Genomic DNA, 25855 nt, shown 5'->3' with positions numbered 1-25855 from the left:
GGCATCAGTATGGCAAAGGGACTCCTTCATACAAGAGTGTATTGTGGCGCCCGCACGTTGTTGTCAATTTGTGCCGTTGACTTTTTGGCATATGGCCACAGACTTCTTGTGGTTTAGTCCGTAGAGTCTTTGTATGTACGTGACGGTCTTGAGACTCTGAGATGAACGGCACCAGAAAACAGGAGGAACATGTGAGAGTCATTATTGTTGGTGGAAACGCTGGAGGAGCTTCGGCCGCAGCGCGCCTGCGCCGTCTCGACGAACAGGCGGAGATCGTCGTCTACGAAAAGGGAGATTACATCAGCTTCGCCAATTGTGGGCTTCCCTATCACATCGGCAACGTTATTGCCGATCGCAATCAGCTACTTGTCCAGACACCCGCGTCGATGAAGGAGCGGTTCAATATCGACTTCCTGACGGGGCGCGAGGTGACCAGCATCGATCGGCAGGCACAGACGGTTACCGTGAAGGATGTCGCCACCGGCACCGAGACGACCGACCGGTATGACAAGCTGGTCCTGTCTCCCGGCGGTTCTCCCTTGCGCCCACCCATCCCGGGCATTGACAGTGAAGGCATCTACTCGCTCTGGACCATCCCCGACATGGACCGCATCATCCAGGCGGTCCGTGCTGGTGCCACGAAGGCCGTCGTCGTTGGAGGGGGCTTCATCGGCGTCGAAGTCGCCGAGAACCTGAGGGAGCAGAAGGTCGATGTCACGCTGGTCGAGATGCTGCCGCAGGTGCTGGCGTTCCTCGACCCGGACATCGCTGCCTACGCCCATCAGGAACTACAGATCCATGGTGTAGACCTGCGCCTGGGTGATGGAGTCAAATCGTTTGCGAAGAACATCGACGGCACATTGATCGTAACCCTGACCAGTGGGGCCCGGCTTGCAGCAGACATGGTCATTCTCGCCATCGGTGTACGACCAAACACGCAGATTGCTGAACACGTAGGGCTGACGATCGGCACCTCTCACGGTGTTCTGGTGGATGAGCACCTGCGCACTAGTGACCCCGACATCTACGCCATCGGCGACGTCATTGAGGTCGAACATTTCGTGACGAAGAGCAGGGCGCTCATTCCACTGGCGGGCCCGGCCAACCGACAAGCGCGCATCGCCGCCAACAACATTGTGGGGCGCGATGACGTCTACGAGGGCACGCAGGGGACATCCATCGTCAAGGTGTTCGATCTTGCTGCAGGGGCCACTGGCGCCAGCTCGGCCCTGTTGACAAAACTGGGTATCCCCTTCCGGTCCGTTACCATCCATCCGGGTTCGCACGCAGGATACTATCCGGGCAGCACCCCAGTCCATCTTAAACTGCTCTACAGCCCGGAGGGCAAGCTGCTCGGTGCTCAGGCCGCCGGCTACGACGGCGTCGACAAACGCATCGACGTCCTGGCCACAGCCATGCGTCTGGGTGCTACCGTCGATGACCTCACGGACCTTGAGCTTGCCTATGCCCCACCCTACGGCAGTGCCAAGGACCCGGTCAACATGGCGGGTTTTGTGGCCCAGAACGACCTCGAGAGCCTGGCACCCGTCGTAACGCCCGACCATCTGACCGACGAACTGGCCAAGGGTGCGATTCTCCTGGACGTGCGTGAGCCGGAGGAGACGTCCTGTGGCATCATCCCCGACGCCGTCACCATTCCACTCTCCACCCTGCGCGACCGTATCGGCGAGTTGCCCGCGGGGAAGAAGATCATCCTTACCTACTGCAAGGTGGGCCTGCGCGGGTACGTTGCACAGAGAATCCTGGCCCAGAACGGGTTCCAGGTCGCCAACCTGACCGGTGGGTATACAAGCTGGGAAGCTTCTGTGACACACGGTATTGAGGAACAGCCCACTCGCCCCGAGCGCGAGGCGGACGATCAGCAGACCTGCACGAGCGGGCCGTGCGCCACGAAGGCAGAATTGCTGGCGCCAGACACCGCAGCTTCGACGAAGACCGTCGAGATCGACGCCTGTGGCCTTCAGTGCCCAGGACCGCTGCTCAAGCTGAAAGAAGCACTTGCAGTGACAGAACCCGGTGACACGATCAAGGTCACGGCCTCGGACCCCGGGTTCTACGCTGACGTCGCGGCCTTTGCTCAGGCACAGGGTCTGGAAGTAGTCGACCGCCAGCGCGGCAAGCTGGTCACGGCGACATTGCGAAAGCCTGTTCAGGCTGCCGCTGCGCCGGGAGTTACCGTCGTCTCCGGCAAGGCGGACGACCACGCGACCATCATCGTGTTCAGCAACGACCTGGACAAGGTCATCGCAGCATCCATCATCGCAAACGGCGCCCAGGCCATGGGCAAGAAGATCAGTATGTTCTTCACCTTCTGGGGTCTGAACGTCCTGCGCAAGGACGAGAACGTGCGCATCAAGAAGACGTTCATCGAACGGATGTTTGGCATGATGATGCCACGTGGCGCGACGCGTCTCATTCTGGGCAAGATGCACATGATGGGGATGGGCACTGGCATGATCCTGGGTCTCATGAAGAAGTACAATGTAACGCCTGTCGAGGCAATGATGCGGTCTATCCTCGATGGCGGTGGCACATTCATCGCGTGCACGATGTCGATGAATCTCATGGGAATCCGTCGCGAAGAGCTCATCGATGGCATCGAAGAGGGTGGCGTGGCGACTATGCTGGGCGACGCGGACCAGGGACACATCAACTTCTTCATCTAGCATGCCTTTCATTAAAGAAAACGCGCTCTGGCATACAGCCGGGGCGCGTCTCCTATCACCTCACGTTGCGTCACAGTCAAGAGGGCAGGACAAACGAAAGCCCCCGGCGAAAGCCGGGGGCTGATTGGGTTCAGTTTAGGGGGAAGACTACTTGATCGTAACGTCCTTGGCCTGCGGACCCTTGTCGCCTTGCACGACTTCGAATTCGACCGCGTCGCCTTCCTTCAGCGACTTGAAACCTGAACCGAGGATGGCGCTGTAGTGGACGAAAACGTCCTTGTCGCCGTCATCACGAGTAATGAAACCATAACCCTTCTCTGCGTTGAACCACTTGACTTTGCCTGTAAGCACTGAAACCTCCATAAAACTTGGCATGTACTATCTTGCCATAGAGCAGTATATAAAGGATCTTCCCCGATACAAGTGCCAGAGTTGCAGCGTGTGAATTCACCATGTATTCTCATTTCCTCCGACGTGTCCTCCCGGCACATGCGGGAGCGAATGAGGATGAATCCTGCGCGCTACTTCGTCTCTGACGGCACCATCCCGTAGATCCTGGAGTACTTCTCCTTCACCTCGCTCATGAAACAGCGGTAGTCCAGCGGTTTCCCGGTCACCCGCACAATGAGGTCCTTTGGATCGTACAGGGCGCCGTACTGGTGAATGTTGGACCGCTGCCATTCGCGCAACACGTCAAGGTGGCCGGCGGCGATCTGTCCGTCGAGATCCGGGATCTCTTGCCTGGCCGTAGCGAAGAATTGCGCAGCGTAGAGATTCCCGAGCATGTACGACGGGAAGTAGCCGAACAGGCCACCCGACCAGTGGACATCCTGCAGGACGCCGTGTGCGTCGTCGGGAACCTCCATGCCGAGATACTCTTTCATTTTGGCGTTCCAGAGGTCCGGGAGTTCCGCCACCTGGACTCTCCCATTGATCAGAGCTTCCTCGATCTCGAAACGGAGCATCACGTGCAGGTTGTACGTGACCTCGTCTGCCTCGGTCCGTATGAGCGACGGTTCGGCGACGTTGATTGCCCGATAGAAGTCCTCGACAGGGACACCCTCAAACTGTACAAAGTGGCTCTGAAAGCATGGATAGTAGTACTTCCAGAACGCTTCGGACCGACCGACCAGGTTCTCCCAGGTTCTGGACTGTGACTCGTGAATACCCATGGAAGCTCCCTTCTGGATAGGCATCCATCGGTATTCCTCGGAAATCCCCTGTCCGTAAAGGGCGTGCCCTCCCTCGTGCATCGTCGAGAAGAGTGCCGAGGCGACGTTGTCTTCGTAGTAATGGGTCGTCACGCGGACGTCGCCGAAGCCGATGCCTGTGGTGAAGGGATGTGCCGTCTCGTCGATCCGGCCGGCGTCGAAATCGTACGTCATGACCTTCAGGATATCCAGTGACAGTTGTTTCTGTGTGGCCTTGTCGAAGGTTCCCTTGAGGAACGAGGTGTCGGGTCGCTTTCCTTCTTCCTGCAGCTGTCGGATGAATGGCACCAGCTCGGACTTGAGGCCGTCGATAATAACCCTGAGGTCTTCAGTCGTCACGGAAGGCTCATAGTCGTCCAGCAGCACATCGTACCTGTTCTTCTCGTAGCCGCAGTACTCGACGAACTCCTTCTGGTACGCGACGATCTCCTCGAGGCAGGGACGGAACGTCGCGAAATCGGACTTGGCTTTTGCCTCCTGCCATGCGTACTCGCCTTTCGAGCAAGCCACAGTGAACTTCTCGAACCTGTCGGCAGGGATTGCGGAGATCTTCCGGTACTGCTTCGTCTCGAGGTATACGTTTCTCCGGTCGACCTCGCTGAGCTGCCGGTCGACTGCAGGCCGGTTGAAGTACTCGACGAACGCGGCCATCCGCGGAGATGTCGACATCTCGAAAGCAGTCCTTCCCAGCTTCCCTGCCACCTCCGATCGGTCTGGTGCCGCTTTTGGAGGCATCTTGGTCCTCATGTCCCATTCGACAAGCGCCGCGGCGCTGCTGTAGTTCGCGATCTCCTTGCAGTAGTCGTAGAACTCCCTGATGTCCATTGTGCCACTCTCCCCACTGAATGTCATCCAGCGCACCATAGCATATGGGCGGTGCAGACTCATGTCAATCGGTATCCGTACGATCTGGCTGCAAGAATGGAAAGTCCCCGGCGCAAGCCGGGGACTCGATTCGGTTCAGGTGTCAGTGATCAGGCCTTGGCCTGGACGTCCTTCGCCTGCGGGCCCTTGTCGCCCTGCACAACCTCAAACTCCACAACGTCGCCCTCTTTGAGGGACTTGAAGCCGGAGCCGATGATTGCGCTGTAGTGGACAAATACGTCCTTCTCGCCGTCATCACGAGTGATGAAGCCATAACCCTTCTCTCCGTTGAACCACTTTACCTTGCCTGTAAGCACCGATGACCTCCATACACAATTCTGGCATGTCGTATCCTGCCATAAACAAGTATACAATTTCGGAAAAATCGCGTCAAGACCCTTGAGACAGCGTCAAATAGCTTGCTCGGTCGGATCACCTCCCCATCTTGCCTCAGCCCTTGTGGCAAGCTGATCAAAGCTGCATATACTCTCCTTCGAGAGAGGATGTTCCGCCAGGAGGAAGCCCATGCAGGTCGCAGGAAGACAGCTCAAGGTCCTGGTCATGTACTATTCCTCCGCCGGCCACACGCGGACCATCGCTGAACAGGTCGCCAACGCGGCACAGGCCGATCTGGAGGAACTGCGGGCGGTCGGCGAGCCGTCGGGGACAGGAGCAGGGCACTATTTCTGGACGCTGCGCCATCTGCTGCTGTCTCAGAAGCCTCTGTTGGTCCCCGTCGAACACGATGCTTCAACCTACGACCTTATCATTCTGGGCAGCCCCGTCTGGCTTGGTACGTTCAGTCCCGTGCTTCGCAGCTACATCCGGACAGCTCCTCTCGCACGCAAGCGCGTCGCACTCTTCTGCAGCTACCGCAATGCTCCCGGACCCGCATTCAAACATGTCGCCCGTATGTTGAGCACGTCGACCGTCATGACGGATACGTTGAGTTTTCTCGACCCCGTCGCGGCAGGACTGAGCAGCATCACCATACGGACTCAGCGCTGGGTACACGACCTTGAACTTGCCATGACGGCCCGGGAGGGAAGGGCGCTGTAACCCGACCGGCCTGGTCGGCGTATACGAAATGAACGGTGCATGAACCAGCTCACCCCTTGTCACGGGCCTGAGCCCAGGTCTTCCTGCAGCCTGTACAAGGGGGTACGAGATGAACAACAATGAACAGCACGAACGCAATACAAGAGCCCTTGGACTCTTGCTTCTCGGCGTGGGAGCCTGGATCCTGATCGCCAGATTCATCCATATCGACCTGGGATCCTGGCTGTGGCCCTTTTGGGTCATCGTCCCCGGTGGACTCATCATGGCTCTCGGCTTCCGTGACACACACCGCAGCAACGAAGGCCTGGTCATCTTTGGTAGCATCGTTGCCGTAACGGGCATCATCCTCTTTGTCCAGAACGTCACAGGGCAATGGCAGAGTTGGGCATATGCGTGGGCTCTCCTGTTTCCGGGCAGCATCGGCCTCGGTCAGTACCTGTGGGGCAAGCGTACGGGCAATTCGGCAGCAGTGCGTTCTGCCGAGAAGACTCTGCGGATCGCTGTCATGCTCTTCATCGCCTTTGGCATCTTCTTCGAAGTTGTGCTTGGGATCGGCGGTTTCCGGCTTGGCGCTGCCGGGCGCATCGTTGTGCCGGTGCTCCTCATTGCAGCCGGTGCCGCTATCTATGTGACGTCCATGACCGGCGAGCGCGACAGCAACGTTCAGAGGCCGGGTTCGACGCAGGCCACCTCGACTCCATCACAACCCCCCGTCCAGCAGGATCATCCCCAGGACGACATCACTCGGAGCCCCTAGAGCGTCGATCTCTCCATTGTTCTGCCCGGTCGCTGTGCGGCCGGGCTTTCTTTCAGTGGACCGGCATCTCCTCTACCGTTCGTCGCAGCTGTTCTCAGCCTCACGGGACGCGTCATCAGAACGCAAGTTGACAGTTGCGGGGGCTGTTCCTATAGTGAGAGGCACTCATCCTGCTTGGCCTTGAGGGACCGATGACACGACGCTTTCCTGTCCGAACTCTGACGACGGCCGGCCTGTTGCTGGCCGTTGGGTTGCTGTTGCCATTGGTGTTTCACTCCCTGTTCGGAGCGCTCGGCGGCAGGACCCTCCTGCCGATGCACTATGCCGTCCTGCTGGGTGGACTGCTGCTGGGCCCCGTTGCAGGGGTATTCCTCGGCGTGGCCACTCCCACGGTGAGCACGCTCATGACGGGCATGCCAGCGGTCGCCATCTTGCCGCCGATGGCCGTCGAGCTGGCGGTTTACGGTCTGGTTGCCGGAGTCGCCCGCCGTAGCTGGCGGCTGACGGCTTTCTGGTCGCTCCTGTTGGCCATGATGGCGGGCAGAATCGCGTTGGGTCTCGCGGTCGCGGTGCTGGGGCCATTCATTGGGCTCAAGGCTGAACCTGTCGCCTATGTCGTTGCCGCCATCGTCACGGGCCTCCCCGGCATTGCTGTGCAGGTTGTGGGTATCCCGCTCCTTCTCGCCCGCGGACGCCTCGAGCGGTCGATCGCGGAACGCTGACGGGACCCGCCTCTCCACAGAGGTTTCACAATATGCATGATGCATCCGCTATGCTGAACAAGAATCGATCATCCAAGGAGGAGACACATGTACGAAGTAGTGTTGCTGCGGCACGGTGAAAGCACGTGGAACAAGGAGAACCGGTTCACGGGATGGACCGACGTTGAGCTGTCCGAGAAGGGCGTCGCCGAAGCGCACGACGCAGGCAAGCTCCTGAAGGAGACCGGTTTCACCTTCGACCTGGCGTACACGTCGGTCCTCAAGCGCGCTATCCGCACGCTGTGGATCGTCCTCGACGAGATGGACCTCATGTGGGTCCCGGAGGTGCGCAGCTGGCGGCTCAACGAGCGTCACTACGGAGCCCTCCAGGGACTCAACAAGGCGGAGACAGCCGAGAAGTACGGTGAGGCCCAGGTCAAGCTGTGGCGGCGCAGCTACATCACTCAGCCGCCTGCTCTCCTGAAGACCGATGACCGCTGGCCGGGACACGATCCTCGCTACGCGGACGTTCCCGAGGCCGACCTCCCGCTGACCGAGTGTCTCAAGGACACCGTAGCACGGTTCGTTCCGTATTGGGAAGGGACGATTGCTCCCTCAGTGAAGGCCGGCAAGAAGGTCATCGTCACTGCACACGGCAACTCGATTCGTGCTCTCGTCAAGTATCTCGACGGCATCAGCGATGACGACATCACCGAGCTGAACATCCCCACCGGCATCCCGCTCCTGTACAAGCTGGACGAGCACCTCAAGCCGATCAGCCACGCCTATCTCGGCGACCCGGAGGCCGCTGCACAGGCAGCAGCTGCCGTCGCAAACCAGGCGAAGACCAAGTAGTTATCGGACATGGCTCCACACGCATAGGATGTAGAGAGAACCCCCGGCTTTGAGCCGGGGGTTCGGTAGTGTGTGGTGTCTTCCGTCAGTGCGCTGTCATGCTGTGGAGTGCAGCTCACCGGCCAGCTGGCCACAAGCTCCGCCGATGTCACTTCCAAAACTCACTCTGCGTGTCCACGCAATCCCTTGGTGAGTCAGGACCCCTTCGAATGCTCTCAGCGCGGCCGGGCTCGGAGCCTTGAACGCGTCGTGGCTGTCGCCAGTCGCATTGTAGGTGATCAGGTTCACCACGCTCAGGCGAGAGACATCTCTGTAAGCGTGGATGAGAACCGCCAGGGCCTGAGCCTGGCCGGGGCTGTCGTTTACTCCCCCCAGAAGCAGGTACTCGATCATGAGTCGCCTGTTGGTTCTTGCGACGTACCTGTCGAGAGCGGGCATCAGCTTCTCCAGGGGATAGGTCGTGTTGATCGGCATCAACCTGGAACGCAAGGCATTGCTGGGAGCATGCAGAGAGATCGCCAGGTTGACCTGCCAGTCTTCAGCCCCAAAACGTTCAATCCCGGGAATAATGCCGCTCGTGGAGACGGAGATGCGTCGTTGCCCCAAGTTGAAGCCATCCTTGTCGTTCAGCAGCAGGATCGCCCTCTTGACATTGTCGTAGTTGAGAAAGGGTTCCCCCATTCCCATGAATACCACATTGGTGACCTTCTCTCCTGCGCCTCTCAACTTGCGGGCAAACCATATCGCCTGCTCAGCGATCTCAAATTGCGTGAGGATTCTCTTGAAGCCCAGGTGTCCGGTAGCGCAGAATGAGCAATCGATCTGGCAGCCGGCTTCAGTCGACACGCACACCGTGCGGCTGCCGTCTTCGTGCTTGATGAGAACGCTTTCGATCGCCAGGTTGTCATGCGTGAAGAGCAGGGCCTTGCCGGAACCATCGGGCGATTCCTGCTCCGCCTTGAGGGTGAGCTCATTGAAGGCCAGGAGCCGAGTCAGGTCGTTCCTCAGCGCCTGTGGTACCGTGTCGACAGCATCGAAACCTTCCTTCAGGTCTCGATAGACCGCCAATGTTATCTGCTTGAGACGGTAAGTGGGTTCTCCCAGCTCTTGCAGGGTCGTCCGAAGTTTGTCCAGATCCATGCGTCCACTATAGCCTACTTTCGCGGATCCTTTGAGGCGTTTCTGCAAAGGGCAGGCGTGGGGTCGGGGGTTCGATCCCCCCTATCTCCACCACACACTCTCTTTCGCCTCTCTTTCTCCGCCCGGGACTTGCTTCGAGCCGTTGGCACTTCAGAGATGGCATCCATGAATGCCAGCGACTCCTCTTACTGTTGACCAAGACAAGCGCTAAACAGAAGCAACTTTGCCATTCATGGCAAGGACTCTTGACACGAAGACTAACATACTTTACAATACGTTTACCAGACATTACACATTGTAAAGGAGAGTGTCGACTATGTCCTACCAAAGCAAGAAGACAATAACAAGTATGGTTGGGGGAGCCCTAGTTCTTGCCGAGTACTGCATCTATGCATTCGGTCGCTATTCTTCGGGCGCAATTGCTGAAGGAAATCTGAAGTTCTGGGCCGGGACAATGCTTGTCTTTATCGGCATCGGAATCGTAGTGACCATTATCCTCCAGATCGTCTTCCATATCGCCCTGTCGATTGGCATTGCCGTCAAAGACCGGGCATGCGATGAGAAGGAGATTGACAAGAGAGTTGAGGCCACTGTGATAGAGGATGAGATGGACAAGCTCATCGAGTTGAAGTCCTCGCAGATAGGCTTCGTTCTCGCCGGTGTCGGATTTGTCGGCGCGCTGATCCTTCTGGTCCTCGGCTATTCAACGGTCGTCATGCTGAACGTGATGTACCTTTCATTCCTTGTCGGATCGTTGGTGGAAGGCGCCGCGAGCCTGTACTTCTATGGCAAGGGTGTCAGCAATGCCTAAGAAGTTCGAAGTTACGAACAACATCCGCACGCTTCGTTTCTTTGCCAGTGAAATGACCCAGCAGGAACTCGCTGAAAAGGCAGATGTCTCCAGACAAACGATTATCGCTGTGGAAGCAGGAAAATACTCGCCCACACTCGAACTGGCTTTCCGCATCGCCGACGCATTCGGCATGCCGATCACTGAGGTGTTTGGGTACAAGGCTAGGGAGAATACGTGATGAGTACCGGCAACGACAGAAGAACGATTTCAGAGCATGAGGAGAGTGGAATGAAAGCAATAGTCTACGACAGGACATCCCCAGATCGCCTTTCTTACTGTGACGTTGAAAAGCCTGTATCCAGCGATGGCGACGTCCTGATCAAGGTCCATACTACAGCCTTGAATGCCATGGATTACCGAACCTTCAAGATGGGACTCGGCATACCGAAAACCGGAATATTCGGGGCTGATGTTGCCGGAACGGTAGAGTCGGTCGGCAAGAACGTCTTGGCATTCAAGGCAGGGGCCGAAGTCGTTGCCGATACTTCGGGCTGCGGATCCGGCGGTATGGCTGAATACGTTCGAGCTTCTCAGAGCATAGTGGTTCGAAAGCCACCGGGGGTGTCTTTTGAAGATGCAGCGGCTTCGCCGATGGCGTCTGTTACTGCTCTCCAGGCACTGCGTGATATCGGATGTATCAAGCCGGGGCAAACAGTCCTGATCCACGGAGCAAGCGGCGGCGTGGGAACCTTCGCGGTCCAGCTTGCCAAGTACTACGGTGCCGAAGTTACCGCCGTATGCAGCACGGGAAACGTACAGAAGATACGGGACCTTGGGGCGGACCATGTGATTGACTACAGGGTGGAAGACTTCACCAAGAGTGGAATCCGATACGATCTCATCATTGCCATCAACGGCTACCATCCGTTGTCGGCGTACAAGCGGTCTCTGGCGTCTGCAGGTACCTATGTCATGGTCGGCGGCACGTTCCCCCAGATCATAGAATCCCTGCTCTTCGGACCGATGATGTCGCTGGGCAAAAAGAAGATCCGGTCTCTGGCGGCAAAACCCAACACAAAAGATCTGGCATTCATTATGGAACTTCTACAGGAGGGAAAGCTGAATCCCGTCATTGATAGGACATTCCCACTCACCGAGGGCGCTGCCGCCTTCCTCTATCTTGCAGCCGGTCATGCCTTGGGCAAGGTGCTGATTCGGGTACCAGGGGAAACCTGACCTGAATTCGGTTTCAAGATTTGGTGTATTTGAAGGACTTGCAGTAACCACCTGTATATCTGTAGAAAGGAACTTGAGGGAGGGCAAGGATTCCGATAGTATTCTGAGAGTATTTGCGTCACGCGCCAGGTACTCCTACTGCAGCGTGGTCGTCGAGGCGCCCTTGTCGGCTTGGGACAGCGGCGTCAGCGCGAGTCCGGGAAATCTGGCGCGAATCGGGGGATCTGGAGAATGAACGCGGTTCTTGGGAAATGAACCCGGATTCTGGAATGCCAACCAGGATGGAATCTCCGCAGTAGTCCGGGCCTGGTTGAGCAAGCCAGCTGGGCAGGATCGCCTTCCGGATGGGAGATCCGGACTACTCCAAGATGACTTTCCCTGCAAGTCCGGATGTCGATTCTCGCGCGGACCTGTTCCGTTTGTCCAAGTCTGTCCCAACCGTCAAAAGCCTTCCGGATCTTGTTTCTATTTGCCCAGGCAGTGGCTTCAATCGGTCAAATTGTCAGAGGTTCCTGAGGGTCCGGATATGTCGGCGAAGTGTTGCGGTGTCACTCGCTGCGCTCGTTCGAATCTCCCTTCAGTTTCTTCCGCGGGGCGCCAGGCGGCAGGAAATTCTCGCTTGTAACCACGCTCTTGCCGGTTTCCTGCTCGAGTTCAAGGCGCGCTCTTCGGGCGATCTTTCCGCCTTTCCTTCCCGCTTCGGCATTTTCCGTCATGCGAGTCGCTTCGACGCTCTGGGCAATCTGACGGGTAGAAAGCTCTGCAAGGGCAGTAAAGATCAGCTCCGCTTCACTCATATGATCGCGCAGGTTCTGGGTCTTGATGCCCTTGATCTGTTTGTGTTGTTTGACCGAAATGCCGCTCCACTCTTGATGAATGATATTGGTCAGAATGGCGTATTCCTCTTCATCCTTGATCTCGTGTTCTTTCCAGTAATCAGTGAGCTTGTTGCGGGTTTCCTGCCCCATCATCCTTTGCTGAATCCATTTTTCGCTCCGGCCCTGCTGTTGCCAGTATTCCCGGGCGCGGTCAAGAGAACGGACCGGGTCGCTCATGTCCTGAATTCGTTCATAACCCACCTTCGCGAGCCATAACTTAATGGGTTCTGCTTTGGGGCTGGGCACCGACTGAATGATTCGCAGGAGCGTTTTTGGCGAGGCAACGTCGGTCTCCCGCATTTTGCCATCTTCGGCGATCATTCTCAACCGGTTACAATCTGTAACCGTTTGACTTCCCTCTTTCTTAAGGCGGCTTTTCAGGACCTTCCAGTAGTTTCTGGCAGTCTGATAATCCGCCCGCTGAAGCAATGCCCCGACAATATCAACCACGGAAAAATACCACGTTTCTGACTTTTCGTCGTATGCCCTTCGGATCTTGAAGTTCTCAAAGACTGCCAGCGCATGTTCGTCACTCATTGTTCGCCTCTATTCGACGGATTTTGGATTCAAAGAAGTCTATGACTTCCCGAGTCAGGTTGTATCGTTCGAAAAGTACCTGGTCAGTCAAGATGGTCTCAATGGGCGACAAAGTCCCTCTGCTTGATTTGACTGCTATGCTGTTCTTTGTCTTTCCGCGAGCCATGGTGCCCCCTTCGGCGTTAGTTATCAAGACGACCGCGCCATGCTTTCCAATACTAGTGTAGCATCATCAACGAATTGTGGCCACGAGAAGGGGCCAAACAAGGGAGACGGAGAAGGACATGGCGCGTGAGACATCTCAGAGCGAAATCTCTGTCACTATCGCGGACGCTGGTGCAATCAACCGTGGAGACGACATTGCGGTACCTCGGCGTCTCAGCCCTCCCGTGCTGTCATCATCAATTCCACGACATATTTGCAGATTCCACGACTCTATTTGTCGCGCCCAAACCACCACATCGCTCACTTGACATCATGTAACACTAGGTATACTGTAACAACAGTTACATGTATCAGTTGAGAGGAGTCAAGTATGGAAGACGCAGGTGAAGTGAGCGTGCCGGTGGAAACGAGCCAGGAGAGACCGCAGCGCAAGTTCTTTGGGCTGAGTCAGAACGTTTTCGTCTTTGGCTTTGTCTCGTTGCTGACGGATTTCAGCAGCGAGGTGACGGTCAAGACGTTGCCGCTGTTCCTTGCCAACGCGCTCGGTGTCAAGCCAGCGGTCATCGGGTTCATCGAGGGACTGGCGGAGACGACGGCCACGATTCTGAAGTGGGTGTTCGGCTGGCTGTCTGACAGGATGAAGAAGCGCAAATGGCTGGCGTTCAGCGGTTACGTCATCTCTAATGTCACGAAGCCGCTGCTGTATTTCGTGAGCTCATGGCCTTTTGCCGCGGTCCTGCGCTTCGCCGATCGTACGGGCAAGGGAGTCCGTTCGTCTCCCAAGGATGCCCTGCTGGCCGACTCGTCCGAGAACAAGAAGCTTGGTCGCTCCTTCGGGTACGGCCGCTCCATGGACACGCTCGGGTCCGTCTTTGGCATGCTGGCTGCGGCCGGCATGGTTGCCGCCAGCGGATCTGCGGCGGCGATAACGCTGACACGCTCGGTCTATCAGAAACTGATCATCATGGTGAGCATCCCTGCCGTTCTGGCGCTTCCCCTGATCGCCGCTTTCGTACGTGAAAACGCGCCGCGCACTGCGAATCCGAGGACCCTGAACTTGTCGCTGAAGGGGTTCGACTGGCGCTTCAAGGCATTCCTGGTCATCATGATCGTCTTCACCCTGGGCAACAGCAGCGACGCCTTCCTCATGCTCAAAGCTCAGAAGGCCGGTCTGGATATCGTGCAGATCTTCCTCATGCTGGCCATGTGGAAGGGCGTGACATCGGCGCTATCCATCCCCGCGGGCATCGTGTCGGACCGTATCGGGCGCAACCGTGTCATCCGCGCTGGCTGGATGGTGTATGCCCTCGTGTACCTGGGCTTCGGGTTCGCCACACAGGGATGGCAGATTTGGGCGCTGTATGCTCTGTATGGTGTCTACTACGCCATGACGGACGGCGTCGCAAGCGCGCTGGTCGCCGACCTCGTCCCACAGTCTGAGAAGCGCGGCACAGCGTTCGGTCTGTACAATGCTACCGTGGGCGTCAGTGCACTCCCTGCGAGCCTGATCGCCGGCATCCTGTGGGAACGCATCAACCCGAGCGCGCCGTTCATCTTCGGGTCCATCCTCGCGTTTGTGGCCATGATCGCTCTCACGGTTCTGATGCGGGCTTCAACTCGTGCGAAGCCGATGGTCGCAGCATGAAGACCTGGCTGGCTATCACGTACAAGGTTCCTGCAGAGCCATCGCGCACGCGTGTGTACCTGTGGAGGAAACTGAAGGAGCTGGGCGCGGTCTACGTCCAGCAGGGGGCCGCCGTGCTGCCAATGACGGAGACCCTGCTCGCGCAGGTGCTCGCTCTCAAAGCCGAGGTGGTGTCCAGCGGGGGTGAGGTTCTCGTCGGGAGGATGGAGTTCATCGATGAAGAAGACGATGCTCGTGTGATTGCTGCGTTTCAACTGCAGCGCGACGGAGATTACGATGAGATCGTGGAGCAGTGCGAACGCCTGGTGTATGAACTGGACCGCGAGACCGAGAAGGAGAAGTTCACGTACGCCGAGATCGAGGAGAACGAAACCGAGCTGGCCCGGATTCACAAGTGGATGGAGCGTATCGTCGCGCGGGACTGGTTTGTAGCGTCCGGTCATGCGCGCGCAGAGCAGGCCGTCGAAGATGCTGCGAAGCGCTCAGACACCTACACGGAAGAAGTCGAGCGTCGCGAGGGTCATGCCGAGGACGTCAACCTGCCACACGACAAACACTCCTGAACGGCAGACGGCAGGTCATGCAGAAGCCCCAGCCTCACATGACTGGGGCTTCACTGTTGTCAGTGTTCAGGGCGCCTATTTCTCGACGTAGCCGCCGTTCGCCACCCAGGCGTCATACCCACCTACCAGGCGATTGATGACGGTGAAGGAGCTTGTCAGCAACATGGTGGCCGCCTTCTTGCTGGATTCCTCGTCACGGGAGTAGACGACGTAGTGTTTGCTGGCACTGAGCGTGAAGTTGCCGTTGATGATCTCCTGCAGCTTGTCAACCGGAGTATCCAATGCACCCACGATGTGTCCGTCGGCCCATTTACCAGATACGTCGATGATGACGAGATCGCGGTCTGTCTGGATAAGCTCTTCGACCTTCTTGGCATTAACCTCAACAATGGTGCGGTTGGTATCAACCGTGGTGTCCCCTGTCGAGGGGGTCGTGGTATCCTTGGGGGCGCTGCACCCTGCGACGCCAACGACGAGAAGGAACAGCAAGACCGCTGCAATCGACCTCTTCATTCTCATGTCTGTCTCCCTGATACCTAGTGTGTGGGGGGTATCTGCCGCACAATCAACCGCGGCCGAGGTGCACTCCCCCTCGTATCCTCTATTAGCAGAATAGAGTTCCGCTGGATTCGTGCAAGAGGAACCGTGAAGGTGAAGCTCATCCGGGACGTCCCATTCACGCCGCCGAGAGCGGAAAGCGCATTACTGCGGAGCTATTTGCGCGAGAACCCCGAGGGGCCGATAAGGTCTCCCAGCTTCCAGTACTGGCCACTTACGTAGCAGACTGGGTCCAGGACACGACCGCCTGTCTGGACGCGCTCATCCACGTGCACTGCGACGACCTCGCCGATGAACATATCATGGGTGCCAAGGTGCAGAGTCTGGCGCACGACACACTCGATGTTGATGGGGCACTCCGCCACCAGAGGCACGGCTGTGGCTGTTCCCTGCTCGCGGGTAAGGGCGCTCAGCTCCCACTTGTCGGTATCCTTGCCGGACACATTGCCGCAGAGGTCGAGGGCGCGTGCATGGGCGGTGTCCACAATGTTGACGACGAAGGCGCCTCCCTCCACGATGAAGTGGTGCAGCCAGCGTTCCGGGCGGACGCTGATGCTGATCATCGGGGGTTCGGAGCAGACAGTTCCGACCCAGGCGAGGGTTGTGACGTCGGATGCTTCCATCGTGCCCGCAGTCACGAGGACGGCTGGGACGGGGGTGAGTGCCGTCGAGGGTGCTTTGACAAGTTTGGCCATGTTGTCTCCTGGGCGGTCTGGCAGAGGCGCACCGGACTCGTGGTTCCAGTATAGTGGGACATGGTTGCGTTGGAATGCCCAGTGCGTAGAATAGGGACAGGAACAGCGGTGCTGTGCAGCCACACCAATGCTCCGACAACAGGAGGTCGACGATGACGAGGATCATAGGGGCCCCGGATCGGTACATTCAGGGACCTGGGGAGACCGGCAGGCTTCACAATTATGGTTCGCGGCTGGGCACCGAGTTCCTTGTCGTGGCCAGAGAGCAGACCATGGCGAACATGCGAACCCTGGTAGAGCAGGTATTGGGCGACGGTCACGAAGAGGAAGAGGACTGACATGGCTCTGGACAGCCTGACGATGAACGCCGGCGCGTGCCTCGTCAGCGAGGAGATGGCGCAATACTTCCTGACGGTGGACGGCCAGCCGGGAACGTACGTCTTGGGCGACGTGTCCGCTTCCTCTGTGCGGGCGCCGCAAGTCGACCGCAATCGCATTTTCAGGGCTCGTCTTGGCGCGGACACTGCCGATCAAAGCATCGAACGGCTCCTGCTGCCGTTTCGCCGTGCCGCCGTGCCGGTCACCTGGTATGTCGACGGCTGTTCCAAGCCCAACGACCTCGCGACACGGCTGGTGAGCCATGGGCTTGAGCTGCGATATTTCTGGACCGGCATGGTCCGCTTGCTTGACGGTCCGGTGGGGGAGGAGGACGTGCCGTCGGGCATCACGGTAGTCGATGCAGTCTCCCCTGATGAACGGGAGCAGTGGATGCACGTCGTCCTCGATGGGTTTGGCTTGACACAGTTTCATGACCTGGAGTCGATGCTTACAGAGACCGGCGTCCTCTCTGGCCGCTGGCATCGTTTGACGGCACTGCAGAACGGGACCCCGGTGGGCGGCGCACTCTTGTTTGCAGGTGACGGCGTGGCGGGACTGCACTGGCTCGGTGTGCCTCAGATGTTCCGAAAACGTGGGGCGGGTATCCTGCTCAGCCGGGAGGCACTGGCTCAGGCGGCTCGCATGGGCTATTCACACCTCGTGCTGCAGGCGAATCCCGAGGTGGTGTCGCTGTATGTCCGCCTTGGCTTCGACAGTGTCGGAGACATCGCCGTGTTCGACTGGCGCCCCGGGATTGGTGCACTCACGGTGGAGCCGGACTAGCCGCGGCGAGTTCTGCGGCGAAAAGGTACTATGCTGATACCGTCTGTCACAGGTGCTAGTCTAGAGGAACGCGCCGGACTGGCGCGAAAGGGGTGACGCATGCACAGTTTCGAGTTCTGCAATCCGACGCGGGTGATCTTCGGTCGCGGGACCGTGCAGCAGGTAGGCCCGGCCATCGCTCGCGAAGGCGCTCACAAGGTGCTGTTGATCGCCGGCGGCGGTTCCATCCGCGAGAACGGCGTCTATCAGGCCGTCATCCAGTCCCTGAGCGTGCAGGGCATTGAGGTGGTAGAAGCCTGGGGGGTACGGCCCAACCCTGAGCTGGCGCTTGCCCAGCAGCTGGTGCAGATTGCCCGTGAGCAGCAAGTGGACGGCGTGCTGGCTGTCGGAGGCGGCAGCGTCATCGATACGGCCAAGTGTGTTGCGGCGGGCGTGTATGTCGACAACCTCTGGAGCTGTTTCGAGAGACGGTGTCCGATCGACAAGGCACTCCCGGTCTTCGTGGTTCTGACAATCTCGGCTTCCGGAAGCGAGATGGACCCGTGGGCTGTCCTGACTCAGAGCGAGCAGCACAGGAAGTGGAGCATTTCCTCTCCCGTCCTGTACCCCCGGTTTGCGATCGTGGATCCGAGCGTCCAGACCAGCCTGCCGTGGCGCCAGACCGTGAACGGTGCTATCGGTGTCCTCAGCCACATCATGGCCACCTACCTGGTGGGATCGTTCGAGGAGACGACGCTTGCACTCGACGAGGGACTGATGCGTACGGTCATCAAGATGGTCGACCGACTGCAGGCAGATCACGCCGACTACGGCGCCCGCGCGAACCTCGCCTGGGCTGCGACGCTGGCCATGAACGGTCTGAGCTCCGCCGGCATCGAGGACAGTGACTGGTCAGCCCGGAGCATCGAGTCAGCCATGAGCGCGCTACACCCCGAAGTAGCCCATGGAGCAGGCATGGCGGTCATCCTTCCCGCCTGGATGACCTACCAGCGCGAGAATAACCCCGGCCAGTTTCAGCGGTGGGCAAAAACCGTCTGGGGAGCAGGAACGGTCGAAGAAGGCATCATGGCCATGAGGACGGCGTTCCAGCGTTGGGGCGCTCCGTCGACACTGGGAGACCTTGGCATTGCAGCTGGTGAGCTCCGTGACATTGCCTTCAATGCGCTTTCCGAGGGTCCGCTCGGAAAACTGCGTATCCTGACGGCGCGTGACGTGGTCGAGCTGCTCAAGCCTGTGCTCTAGGTGCGGAGGAAGTGTAGCGTGACGCGTCCGTGAGAGACTCACTGCGTACGACGCTGCTGGAACTGATCGTGGGCGTCGTCCTGGGAGGGTGCATGCTGCTACTGGGCAGCTGGATCGGAGCGAAGCTGGGCAGCGGTGCCAGCAATGGCTGGGGAGACATCATCGGGGCCTTGGTTGGCAGTGTTCTCGCCTACCCCGTCGGATTCGTGGTTGGCATGTGGCTGGTAGCGTGGCGATTGCGTCTTCCTCACAGTCTCTGGCGAGGCATCTTCGGGGCAGTCCTGGGACTCGTGCTTGTTCTCCTGCTGGCAGAGCCTCTGCGCCTCAACCAGGATTCGCGCGTAATGGTGACGCTCCTGTATCTTGTTCCGAGCGTCGCTGCGCTGTTCGGTTTCAACCAGCCGGGGGCAATTACTCTGTCGTTCCCGCGAAGGCGGGAACCCACACGTCGAACCAAGAATGGATTCCCTCGGACCCGTGAATGACAGACTAGGGGCCTCATGTGTACAGGAATGACAGAAGAGGAGGCGTATGGCGACGAGACAACCTGCCGTCTACATCCTGACCAGCAGAACTAACGGGACCCTGTACACCGGGGTGACCAGCGACCTCGTAAGACGCATCTACGAACACCGAAACAACGTCGCCGACGGATTCACGAAGCGGTATGGCGTCCACTGCCTGGTCTACTATGAACTCCACGCCGACATGATCGCGGCAATTCAGCGCGAGAAGCAGATCAAGAAATGGAACCGCCAGTGGAAGGTCGACCTGATCGAACAGGGCAATCCTGACTGGCATGACCTCTGGCCCGATATCACGGGGGACGAGAAGATTGGATTCCCGCATGCGCGGGAATGACAGACCAAGGGCCTCACATGCCCGGGAATGACGGACACAAGGACTCACGTGCCCAAGAATGATAAGCGGCAGGATACCTCTGCCCCTTCCGTCGTTCCCGCGAAGGCGGGAACCCACGCGTCGAACCAGGACTGGATTCCCGCATGCGCGGGAATGACAGACCAAGGGCCTCACATGCGCGGGAATGACAGACCAAGGGCCTCACATGCGCGGGAATGACAGACCAACGTGTTTAGCGAAGGGAATGCTCCATGATGCTGTATACTAAAAAGCTGGTTCTCTGACTGGCACAAGGAGCACCATGGCGGTACAAGAGCGAACTCTGCATAGAATTCTGGCACTGCTGGCGATAGCGGCGCTGCTTGTCGGAGTCGCCGCTGTGTCACGTGGTCTGCCTCTATCCTACGTCGTCACTGGTGATACTGCGAACCCTTCGGCACTGGACCACCCCGTTCCTGCGCAGCGCGTGGTGCCCCCGATTCCTCTCGAGCCACAGCCCGACCTTGACAAACCGCTCAACATCCTGTTGCTTGGGGCTGACTCCCGCGAGAAGGACGACCCCGGGCGGGCGGACACGATCATGCTGGTGCGGCTGGACCCGGCGACGAAGCACGTACGCCTGCTGTCTCTCCCACGCGACACACGCGTCACGATCCCCGGCCACGGCGTGAACAAGCTGAACCAGACTTCCAGCGGATACTACCAGGGCGGGGGGACCAGTCTGCTGGTCGACACCATCACAACAGACCTGCTGCCGGGTCTCCGCATCGACTACACGGTCAAAACCGATTTCGCAGGGTTTGCGGCCATAATCGACGCTCTGGGCGGCGTAACCATCGACGTCGAGGAGAGGATGCTCTACAAGGGGGTCGACGTAGTCATCGACTTGCAGCCGGGCGTCCAGCATCTCGATGGCGAGCAGGCGCTGGAGTATGCGCGGTTCAGGATGGATGCCATCGGGGATTTCGGCACATGGTCCGGCCAGGACCACGGGCGTGTGGCGCGCCAGAAGAAGCTCCTGGCGGCCGTCATCGACCAGACGAAAGAGGTGCGGACGCTGCTGCGCCTCCCTGCGGTCATCCGCGCTGTGCAAGCGGCCGTGACAACCGACATGTCGTTCGGCGTTATGGCGCGCATCGCCATAACCTACAAGGACGTCGCGGCCGAAGGCGTGGAGTCGGTCCCCTTCCCGGGACTGCCGGAGGTGGTGGACGGCATATCGTACGTCATCCCCAGTACTGATGTGCTTCGGACGACGACGGGGCCGCTGTTCGGCGTTGCAGGTTCCTTTGAGGCGCCTGCGGACTGAACCCGGTCCAGACATCGCCCCCAGACGCAAAGGAGCCCCGCGCCGCGGGGCTCCGATGAGACACACCTGATTCTTCAGGAGGATTCTACAATCCGCGCAGCTCCTCATTAAGTCTCTCACGCTGCAGAAGGTCATACTGGAGCGGACGGCCGTGCACGAGGATGCCAGGGTGTCCGCCATGAGCCAGATAACGTTCAGGATCGATGACGGCGTCCACTTCGGTGACCGGTATGCCGAGCTTCTCGCCGACATAGGTGCCGGTCTGGCTGAGGATACGGTACTGGAACGGACACGAGAGAGGTCCGAGCAGCACGGTGACGCGGGCTTGGTCGTCGGGCAACGTCGTCGGCTCCACCACTGCGCGCGGGGTCGAGGTCCAGACGGTTTCCGGCAGGAAGGGCTTGAACATGAGGTCGGGGTCGCCATCCACGTGGACAAACCCGTGGTGCAGGTAGAATGATTCGGCGGACTGCTGGCCCTCGGCTTCGCCATGAAAGGCGATGGCAGCCATGCCATCAGCAGTCTTGCCGTCGAACCAGCGATGCTGACGCTGCATCGTCGTCTCAACCTCTGCCAGAAGCTTGCTACCGATGCCTCGTCCCCAGCGGGATTTCTTGGGAACCCAGATACAGTCGATGACGGCCACACCCACGCCCATGGGGTCGCGGTCGGGATGGCACTGGATCATGCCGATGGGGTCGGCACCGTTGTAGGCGACCCAGGCAAACGTGCCCAGTTCGGCGAGACGGTCGCGGGCCCACTGTCTCTTGGCCTTGGTCGCCCGTTCCCACAACGGATCGGATTTCGCGCCTTCTCCTGCACAGATCGTGGCAAGGTCGCCCGCGTTGCGTACTGCTACCGGAAGAATTCTTGTTGCGCTCATGATGGCCTCACCATTGGTTGAGTACTTTCTCGGCGAAACCGAGGAAGTGGTCGAGGTGCACCCGGGTCCCGTCGTCGAGGACGGCGTCACCGGTGAAGCGCCCAAAGACCTGATGCTGAACGGTCTTGATGACGCCGATGTCAGTCTTGGCATGGCGGTCCAGGATGGGCTCGAAGTCCATGTCGAATCGACCGTCGCTGCTCACGAATTTCCACGGCTTGAGGAAGGAGTCCGGCGGAATCTGGAACTCGATGCGGTCGAACTTGTGAACCCTGCCGTCCCAGACGATGACGTTCTCGCTGGCGGCACTGGTGTCGCCAAACCCGTAGCCGATGTTGAAGCCGAAGGAATGCCCGTCCACATGGCCGGAGCCGGAACCCCAGTACCAGGTGTTGCGGTACGTCCAGACACCCCGACCCCAGTCGAGGACGCCGGCCGAGGTCTGTGGATCGAAGACATGGTCCACGCCGCCGATTGTGATGGTTCCTGTCGCGGGCATGCAGTTGACTTTCTGGTTGTAGTAGAAGGCTTTCGGCGCACGCTCGAACGGGGTCAGGATGACCATGCTTTCCAAAGTTGGGTCCTGGTCGAGTCTCAGGCTGCCCTTGATCCCCTTGCCGTGGTCGAAACCCGGGACATCCAGGGTCAGCACGCGTGACGCAGGGTTGCGGGTGAAGCGCATGTCGATGCGGCTGTCCTTGTACGCGATGTCACCTGTCTCAGACGTGCGCGGCAGGTTGAGCGCCCCGCGCGTGAACGGCTTCATGACGGTTTCCGTGACCTCAGTCCGGTTCGCGAAATCCAGCCAGGTCACAGAGATGTTGGCCAGGTAGCCGATGTCCGAGATGGTCATGGCCACGCCATAGTCCGGGGTCAGGACACAGTAGTAGTCCCACTCCTTGATGCGCAGCCAGCTTGCGGCGACGCGTTCGCGGTTGTACGTGGCTACCAGTTGGCGTGCCCATCCCTTCTCGTTCAGTTCGCCCCTGTCGCTCAACAGGTCTATGTTCGTAGTCAGCTCATGCTGCATCGACAGCTCCCTTTTCCGTGCGCCGTGCCATTACTGGCAGTCGGTGCGCGTCAATCCGAAAGGCTCTTTCCGTTCGATCCAGTCCTTGCGGGCCCAGTCCTTGGATTTCCAGGGCATGTTCTGCGGTGTGACCATCGGCAGGATGTCGCGGAAGAATGCCAGGCGCTCGACGCTGGTCATTGGCACGAAGCTCTCGGCAAGGTCAATGTTGCCGTCCAGCTGTTCAATGGTGGAGCAGCCGGTAATGACGGTGGTGAGCGGCAGACCCATGCTGTACCGCAGCGCCCGCTGCCAGTCGGCAGCCAGGGCCTTGAAGCCCAGAACCTTCATGCCGACAACGCCCATGCATTTCTGGAGAGCAAATGGCAGAAACTCCTCTGCGAAGCTGTAGATGAAATGGTCCAGCGCCGAGACGGCGCACAGGGCTGTGTCGAACGGAAATCGCCGGATGGCCTCGACAAGTACCTGTGGATTTGCATGCCCCGAGATACTGATGAACCGGACCAGGCCCTCGTCTCGCGCCTCGATCAGGGCCTCGAGCGCCCCACCCTTGCCGGTCATGGCATTCAGCCGGTCAAAGCTGAAGACGTTGTGCAGACGCACTTCTTCCACGTGGTCGGTCTGCAGTCGGCCGAGACTCGCCTCGAGCTGCCGACGGGCACTGTCCCGCGTGGTCTCGTTGACCTTGGTCGCTATCCACATGTCCGTGCGCCGGCTCATTGCCACCAGCCCGACACGTCGTTCGCTTTCGCCCTCCGAATAGGCGGGCGCCGTGTCGAAGTACCACACGCCGCGTTTCAGGGCCCGCTCGAGGATGGCAACAGCCTGGTCCTGGTTGCAGCCTTCCTCATTCACCAGTCGCTGGCATCCAAGGCTCAGGATCGGGAGTTCGACACCGGTCTTGCCAAATGGTCGTTTCTCCATGAGGTTCCTCCCTTCCGCGGTGAGGCCGCGTTCAGTAATAGTATAGCCTCACGGGGCAGCCGTACCAGCGCCAGTGTAACCTTGGCTCCTTCACCCGCGTAGACAAGGTGACGACAGGACAGGCGCAGTGCAGTGATCCTTCGCATCGACAACAACATCAGAGGAGACGAGACATGAGTAATCGAACGGAAGAGTTCAAAGTCAGTGGCGAGAGGCTTCTACAGCAGGTCAGGGACCTGGTCCATCAGGGCAACGTCCGGCGCATCACGATCAAGGACAAGGACGGCATCGCGCTGTTTGAGGTCCCGCTCACCGCAGGCGTCGTGGGCGCGGTCCTGCTTCCCGTGTGGGCGGCCATTGGGGCAGTCGCCGCTCTCGCGGCGTCGTATACCATTGCCGTAGAGCTTGTCGACGCGCCGGCGAAACCGACTGTCGAAGGCTCGTCCGTGGACAAGACTGAGACTTCAGCACAGTAATCTGCCCCCGCTGGGGTACTGCAGACGGCCGGGTTTTTGCCCGGCCGTCTGGCATTTCTGCGTCCTAGGCTTGAAACATGGGGCGTTTTCTCTATAGTGCCGGCATCACACCCACATGTTCACATGGGAGGCAGTCATGGATGACGAGAGAGTACGGGTCGAGGGAGTCGTCAGTGCGCTCGAACTGAAGATCAGCGAGTTGGACGAGGACAACGTTGCCGTGGAAGAGGCAGCACGCTTGCGGGCAGAGCTTGATGAGGCATATGAACAGATCGATGCGTCCGGCCTGTCGGATGATGATATCGATGATCTGATGGACCGGCTGGACGACCTTCAGGACATCCTGGAGGACCTTGCCGATAGTGACACCGACTGGGACGACGAGGAAAAGGAAGAGGAAGAAGCGGAGGAAGCCCAGGACGACGAAGACGAATAGTTGTTCGCCCAAGTCTCCTGAATGAAGAACGCCCCGGATTGCTCCGGGGCGTTGTAACACGGGACAGTCCTCATTGTTGTAACATCAAGGACAGACGTCAGTGTTACAACTCTGAACGGAGGGTCAGGATTGCAGGGACAGCAGGCGGCTGAGGAGAACGCATGCCTGTGCGCGTGTGCAATGGCCCTCGGGGTTCAGCTTTCCCCCAGATTCGATGCCGGGGTCGGGATTTCTGATGATGCCTCTGGTAAAACAGGCCTCGATGAAGGCGTAGGCCCAGTAGTCGGACTGGACGTCCGCATAGGGGAGGGTTGCTGTGTCGTTCCAACTCTGTGAACGGGCGATAGCCGCAAGGACTTCGGCCGTGCTCACAGGGTTTTCGGGCTCGAAGACGCCTCCGGGGTACCCGGTCAGCCATCCCTTGCGGACAGCAGCAGCGACGTAGCCTGACGCCCAGTGAGCGGCCGAGACGTCCCTGAAGGGATCGGAGGTCACGGTGTCCGGCTCGACACCCAGGGCGGTGCAGACAAGCTTGGCATACTCTGCTCGCGTCACCGCGTTGTCCGGGTGGAACTTGCCGTCTTCATACCCGGTGACGAGACCGCGGGCACTCAGGTCGGTGACGGCGGCGAAGGCCCACGATGTGGTCGGGACATCCTTGAAGCGGAGTCCGGCGGCAATGGCCTGGGGCACCAGCTGGCGCACGCGCATGATGGCATAGGCGGCCTTGGCCAGGTCGTACTCCATGGAGAGGACCCCCACGAGGTTCAGTCTGTGGTCGATCCATGGCGTGAACCCGTAGGTTCCCGGACACGAGGCGATAAGGAGGATTCCGGTACTGGGGTCGGTTTCCTCCCGCCACATGCCCAGCCCTGGACGGGCACGACTGGTCGACGGGAGAAGCGACACGACTGCGGTATAGGGAGTCACGGCGATGGTGGATGTGGCAGCCTGGTCCTGCTCGATCTGGGAGACAGCCTGCTCCGAGAGGATATGCTTGCCGAACCAGATGCCGCCCTGAAGGAGCATGGTTAGGAACCGGGCATAGTCCTCGGCTGTCGAACGTGCGCCGCCCGCCACATTTGGATTCCGGTTGAGGCCTATCAAGTTGAAGGTCGTACTCCTCATACCGAGAGGTTCGGCGATACGGACACGGAAAAACTCTTGCCACGTCATCCCGCTGATGACC

Annotated in this window: 29 protein-coding genes; 18 read left to right on the top strand and 11 right to left on the bottom strand. The window is 59.1% G+C overall.

Features of this window, described 5'->3' with window-relative positions; translation table 11 throughout:
• The first annotated feature begins 191 nt into the window (after positions 1-191).
• A complete protein-coding gene (locus tag C0398_00285; GenBank protein ID MBA4364433.1) occupies positions 192-2687 on the top strand; it encodes a hypothetical protein in 2496 nt (831 codons plus the stop codon).
• 147 nt (positions 2688-2834) lie between these two features.
• Here C0398_00285 and C0398_00280 read toward each other — a convergent pair whose 3' ends face one another.
• From C0398_00280 to C0398_00270, 3 genes are all read right to left on the bottom strand, one after another.
• The gene (locus C0398_00280; protein MBA4364432.1) at positions 2835-3050 is read right to left on the bottom strand and encodes a cold-shock protein; all 216 of its coding nucleotides are present in this window, start codon (positions 3048-3050) and stop codon (positions 2835-2837) included.
• 158 nt (positions 3051-3208) lie between these two features.
• Positions 3209-4723 (bottom strand): carboxypeptidase M32, encoded by a 1515-nt coding sequence (locus C0398_00275; protein MBA4364431.1) that lies wholly within the window; start codon positions 4721-4723, stop codon positions 3209-3211.
• A 149-nt stretch (positions 4724-4872) separates the two neighbouring features.
• Positions 4873-5079 carry a cold-shock protein gene (locus C0398_00270; GenBank protein MBA4364430.1) on the bottom strand — a complete coding sequence of 69 codons (207 nt, stop codon included), beginning with the start codon at positions 5077-5079 and terminating at the stop codon, positions 4873-4875.
• Positions 5080-5287: 208 nt separating this feature from the next.
• On the opposite strand from C0398_00270, the gene C0398_00265 reads away from it, so the two are divergent.
• From C0398_00265 to C0398_00250, 4 genes are all read left to right on the top strand, one after another.
• A complete protein-coding gene (locus tag C0398_00265) occupies positions 5288-5821 on the top strand; it encodes a hypothetical protein (protein ID MBA4364429.1) in 534 nt (177 codons plus the stop codon).
• 109 nt (positions 5822-5930) lie between these two features.
• Positions 5931-6578, top strand: a complete 648-nt coding sequence (locus C0398_00260; GenBank protein ID MBA4364428.1) for a hypothetical protein — start codon at positions 5931-5933, stop codon at positions 6576-6578.
• A 191-nt stretch (positions 6579-6769) separates the two neighbouring features.
• Positions 6770-7300 (top strand): ECF transporter S component, encoded by a 531-nt coding sequence (locus C0398_00255; GenBank protein ID MBA4364427.1) that lies wholly within the window; start codon positions 6770-6772, stop codon positions 7298-7300.
• An 87-nt stretch (positions 7301-7387) separates the two neighbouring features.
• On the top strand, positions 7388-8134 hold the full coding sequence (locus tag C0398_00250; GenBank protein ID MBA4364426.1) for a 2,3-diphosphoglycerate-dependent phosphoglycerate mutase: 747 nt from the start codon (positions 7388-7390) through the stop codon (positions 8132-8134).
• A gap of 96 nt (positions 8135-8230) precedes the next feature.
• On the opposite strand, the gene rlmN is transcribed toward C0398_00250, so the two are convergent.
• The gene (rlmN, locus tag C0398_00245; GenBank protein MBA4364425.1) at positions 8231-9274 is read right to left on the bottom strand and encodes a 23S rRNA (adenine(2503)-C(2))-methyltransferase RlmN; all 1044 of its coding nucleotides are present in this window, start codon (positions 9272-9274) and stop codon (positions 8231-8233) included.
• Between the two features lie 316 nt (positions 9275-9590).
• Here rlmN and C0398_00240 point away from each other — a divergent pair, with 316 nt between their 5' ends.
• The 3 genes from C0398_00240 to C0398_00230 are packed head-to-tail and all read left to right on the top strand — an operon-like array spanning position 9591 to position 11303.
• On the top strand, positions 9591-10085 hold the full coding sequence (locus C0398_00240) for a hypothetical protein (protein MBA4364424.1): 495 nt from the start codon (positions 9591-9593) through the stop codon (positions 10083-10085).
• Entirely contained in the window at positions 10078-10305 is a 228-nt protein-coding gene (locus tag C0398_00235) for a transcriptional regulator (GenBank protein MBA4364423.1), read from the top strand. Before C0398_00240 ends, C0398_00235 begins: the two co-directional genes overlap by 8 nt.
• Positions 10306-10355: 50 nt before the next feature.
• Complete coding sequence (locus tag C0398_00230) at positions 10356-11303, top strand: alcohol dehydrogenase (GenBank protein ID MBA4364422.1); 948 nt, start codon at positions 10356-10358, stop codon at positions 11301-11303.
• A gap of 548 nt (positions 11304-11851) precedes the next feature.
• Here the strand turns inward: C0398_00230 and C0398_00225 are convergent.
• A complete protein-coding gene (locus tag C0398_00225; protein ID MBA4364421.1) occupies positions 11852-12718 on the bottom strand; it encodes a hypothetical protein in 867 nt (288 codons plus the stop codon).
• A gap of 535 nt (positions 12719-13253) precedes the next feature.
• On the opposite strand from C0398_00225, the gene C0398_00220 reads away from it, so the two are divergent.
• Together C0398_00220 and C0398_00215 are read left to right on the top strand one after the other, a co-directional pair.
• A complete protein-coding gene (locus C0398_00220) occupies positions 13254-14528 on the top strand; it encodes an MFS transporter (GenBank protein ID MBA4364420.1) in 1275 nt (424 codons plus the stop codon).
• Entirely contained in the window at positions 14525-15091 is a 567-nt protein-coding gene (locus C0398_00215) for a chromate resistance protein ChrB (protein ID MBA4364419.1), read from the top strand. The genes C0398_00220 and C0398_00215 overlap by 4 nt, the downstream gene beginning before the upstream one ends.
• Before the next feature lie 75 nt (positions 15092-15166).
• Here C0398_00215 and C0398_00210 read toward each other — a convergent pair whose 3' ends face one another.
• Both C0398_00210 and C0398_00205 read right to left on the bottom strand, forming a co-directional pair.
• A complete protein-coding gene (locus C0398_00210; protein MBA4364418.1) occupies positions 15167-15610 on the bottom strand; it encodes a hypothetical protein in 444 nt (147 codons plus the stop codon).
• Between the two features lie 194 nt (positions 15611-15804).
• Positions 15805-16344 (bottom strand): flavin reductase family protein, encoded by a 540-nt coding sequence (locus tag C0398_00205; GenBank protein MBA4364417.1) that lies wholly within the window; start codon positions 16342-16344, stop codon positions 15805-15807.
• Between the two features lie 152 nt (positions 16345-16496).
• Here C0398_00205 and C0398_00200 point away from each other — a divergent pair, with 152 nt between their 5' ends.
• The 6 genes from C0398_00200 (at position 16497) to C0398_00175 (ending at position 20917) form a co-directional block, all read left to right on the top strand.
• On the top strand, positions 16497-16682 hold the full coding sequence (locus C0398_00200) for a hypothetical protein (protein MBA4364416.1): 186 nt from the start codon (positions 16497-16499) through the stop codon (positions 16680-16682).
• A 1-nt stretch (position 16683) separates the two neighbouring features.
• Complete coding sequence (locus C0398_00195; GenBank protein ID MBA4364415.1) at positions 16684-17505, top strand: hypothetical protein; 822 nt, start codon at positions 16684-16686, stop codon at positions 17503-17505.
• Between the two features lie 99 nt (positions 17506-17604).
• Complete coding sequence (locus tag C0398_00190) at positions 17605-18747, top strand: NADH-dependent alcohol dehydrogenase (GenBank protein MBA4364414.1); 1143 nt, start codon at positions 17605-17607, stop codon at positions 18745-18747.
• A 29-nt stretch (positions 18748-18776) separates the two neighbouring features.
• On the top strand, positions 18777-19232 hold the full coding sequence (locus C0398_00185) for a hypothetical protein (GenBank protein MBA4364413.1): 456 nt from the start codon (positions 18777-18779) through the stop codon (positions 19230-19232).
• Between the two features lie 46 nt (positions 19233-19278).
• Entirely contained in the window at positions 19279-19608 is a 330-nt protein-coding gene (locus tag C0398_00180) for a hypothetical protein (protein MBA4364412.1), read from the top strand.
• A 301-nt stretch (positions 19609-19909) separates the two neighbouring features.
• Positions 19910-20917, top strand: a complete 1008-nt coding sequence (locus C0398_00175; GenBank protein ID MBA4364411.1) for a hypothetical protein — start codon at positions 19910-19912, stop codon at positions 20915-20917.
• Positions 20918-21002: 85 nt separating this feature from the next.
• Here the strand turns inward: C0398_00175 and C0398_00170 are convergent, their stop codons facing one another.
• Genes C0398_00170 through C0398_00160 form a run of 3 tightly spaced genes read right to left on the bottom strand, consistent with a single transcriptional unit; the run spans position 21003 to position 23754 of the window.
• Positions 21003-21800, bottom strand: a complete 798-nt coding sequence (locus C0398_00170; protein ID MBA4364410.1) for a hypothetical protein — start codon at positions 21798-21800, stop codon at positions 21003-21005.
• Between the two features lie 7 nt (positions 21801-21807).
• Positions 21808-22830, bottom strand: a complete 1023-nt coding sequence (locus C0398_00165; protein MBA4364409.1) for a DUF2804 domain-containing protein — start codon at positions 22828-22830, stop codon at positions 21808-21810.
• A gap of 30 nt (positions 22831-22860) precedes the next feature.
• Positions 22861-23754, bottom strand: a complete 894-nt coding sequence (locus C0398_00160; protein ID MBA4364408.1) for an aldo/keto reductase — start codon at positions 23752-23754, stop codon at positions 22861-22863.
• A 173-nt stretch (positions 23755-23927) separates the two neighbouring features.
• On the opposite strand from C0398_00160, the gene C0398_00155 reads away from it, so the two are divergent.
• Both C0398_00155 and C0398_00150 read left to right on the top strand, forming a co-directional pair.
• Entirely contained in the window at positions 23928-24230 is a 303-nt protein-coding gene (locus tag C0398_00155; GenBank protein ID MBA4364407.1) for a hypothetical protein, read from the top strand.
• 136 nt (positions 24231-24366) lie between these two features.
• Positions 24367-24666 (top strand): hypothetical protein, encoded by a 300-nt coding sequence (locus C0398_00150; GenBank protein ID MBA4364406.1) that lies wholly within the window; start codon positions 24367-24369, stop codon positions 24664-24666.
• Between the two features lie 123 nt (positions 24667-24789).
• On the opposite strand, the gene C0398_00145 is transcribed toward C0398_00150, so the two are convergent.
• The coding region (locus C0398_00145; GenBank protein MBA4364405.1) for a hypothetical protein at positions 24790-25855 on the bottom strand (1066 nt) is incomplete at its 5' end.

The organism is Coprothermobacter sp., assembly GCA_013824685.1.
In the GTDB taxonomy this organism is placed as follows: Bacteria; Caldisericota; Caldisericia; order Cryosericales; family Cryosericaceae; genus Cryosericum.
Note: the sequence above shows the minus strand (reverse complement) of the source record. Positions and strands in the feature narration are given on the sequence as shown.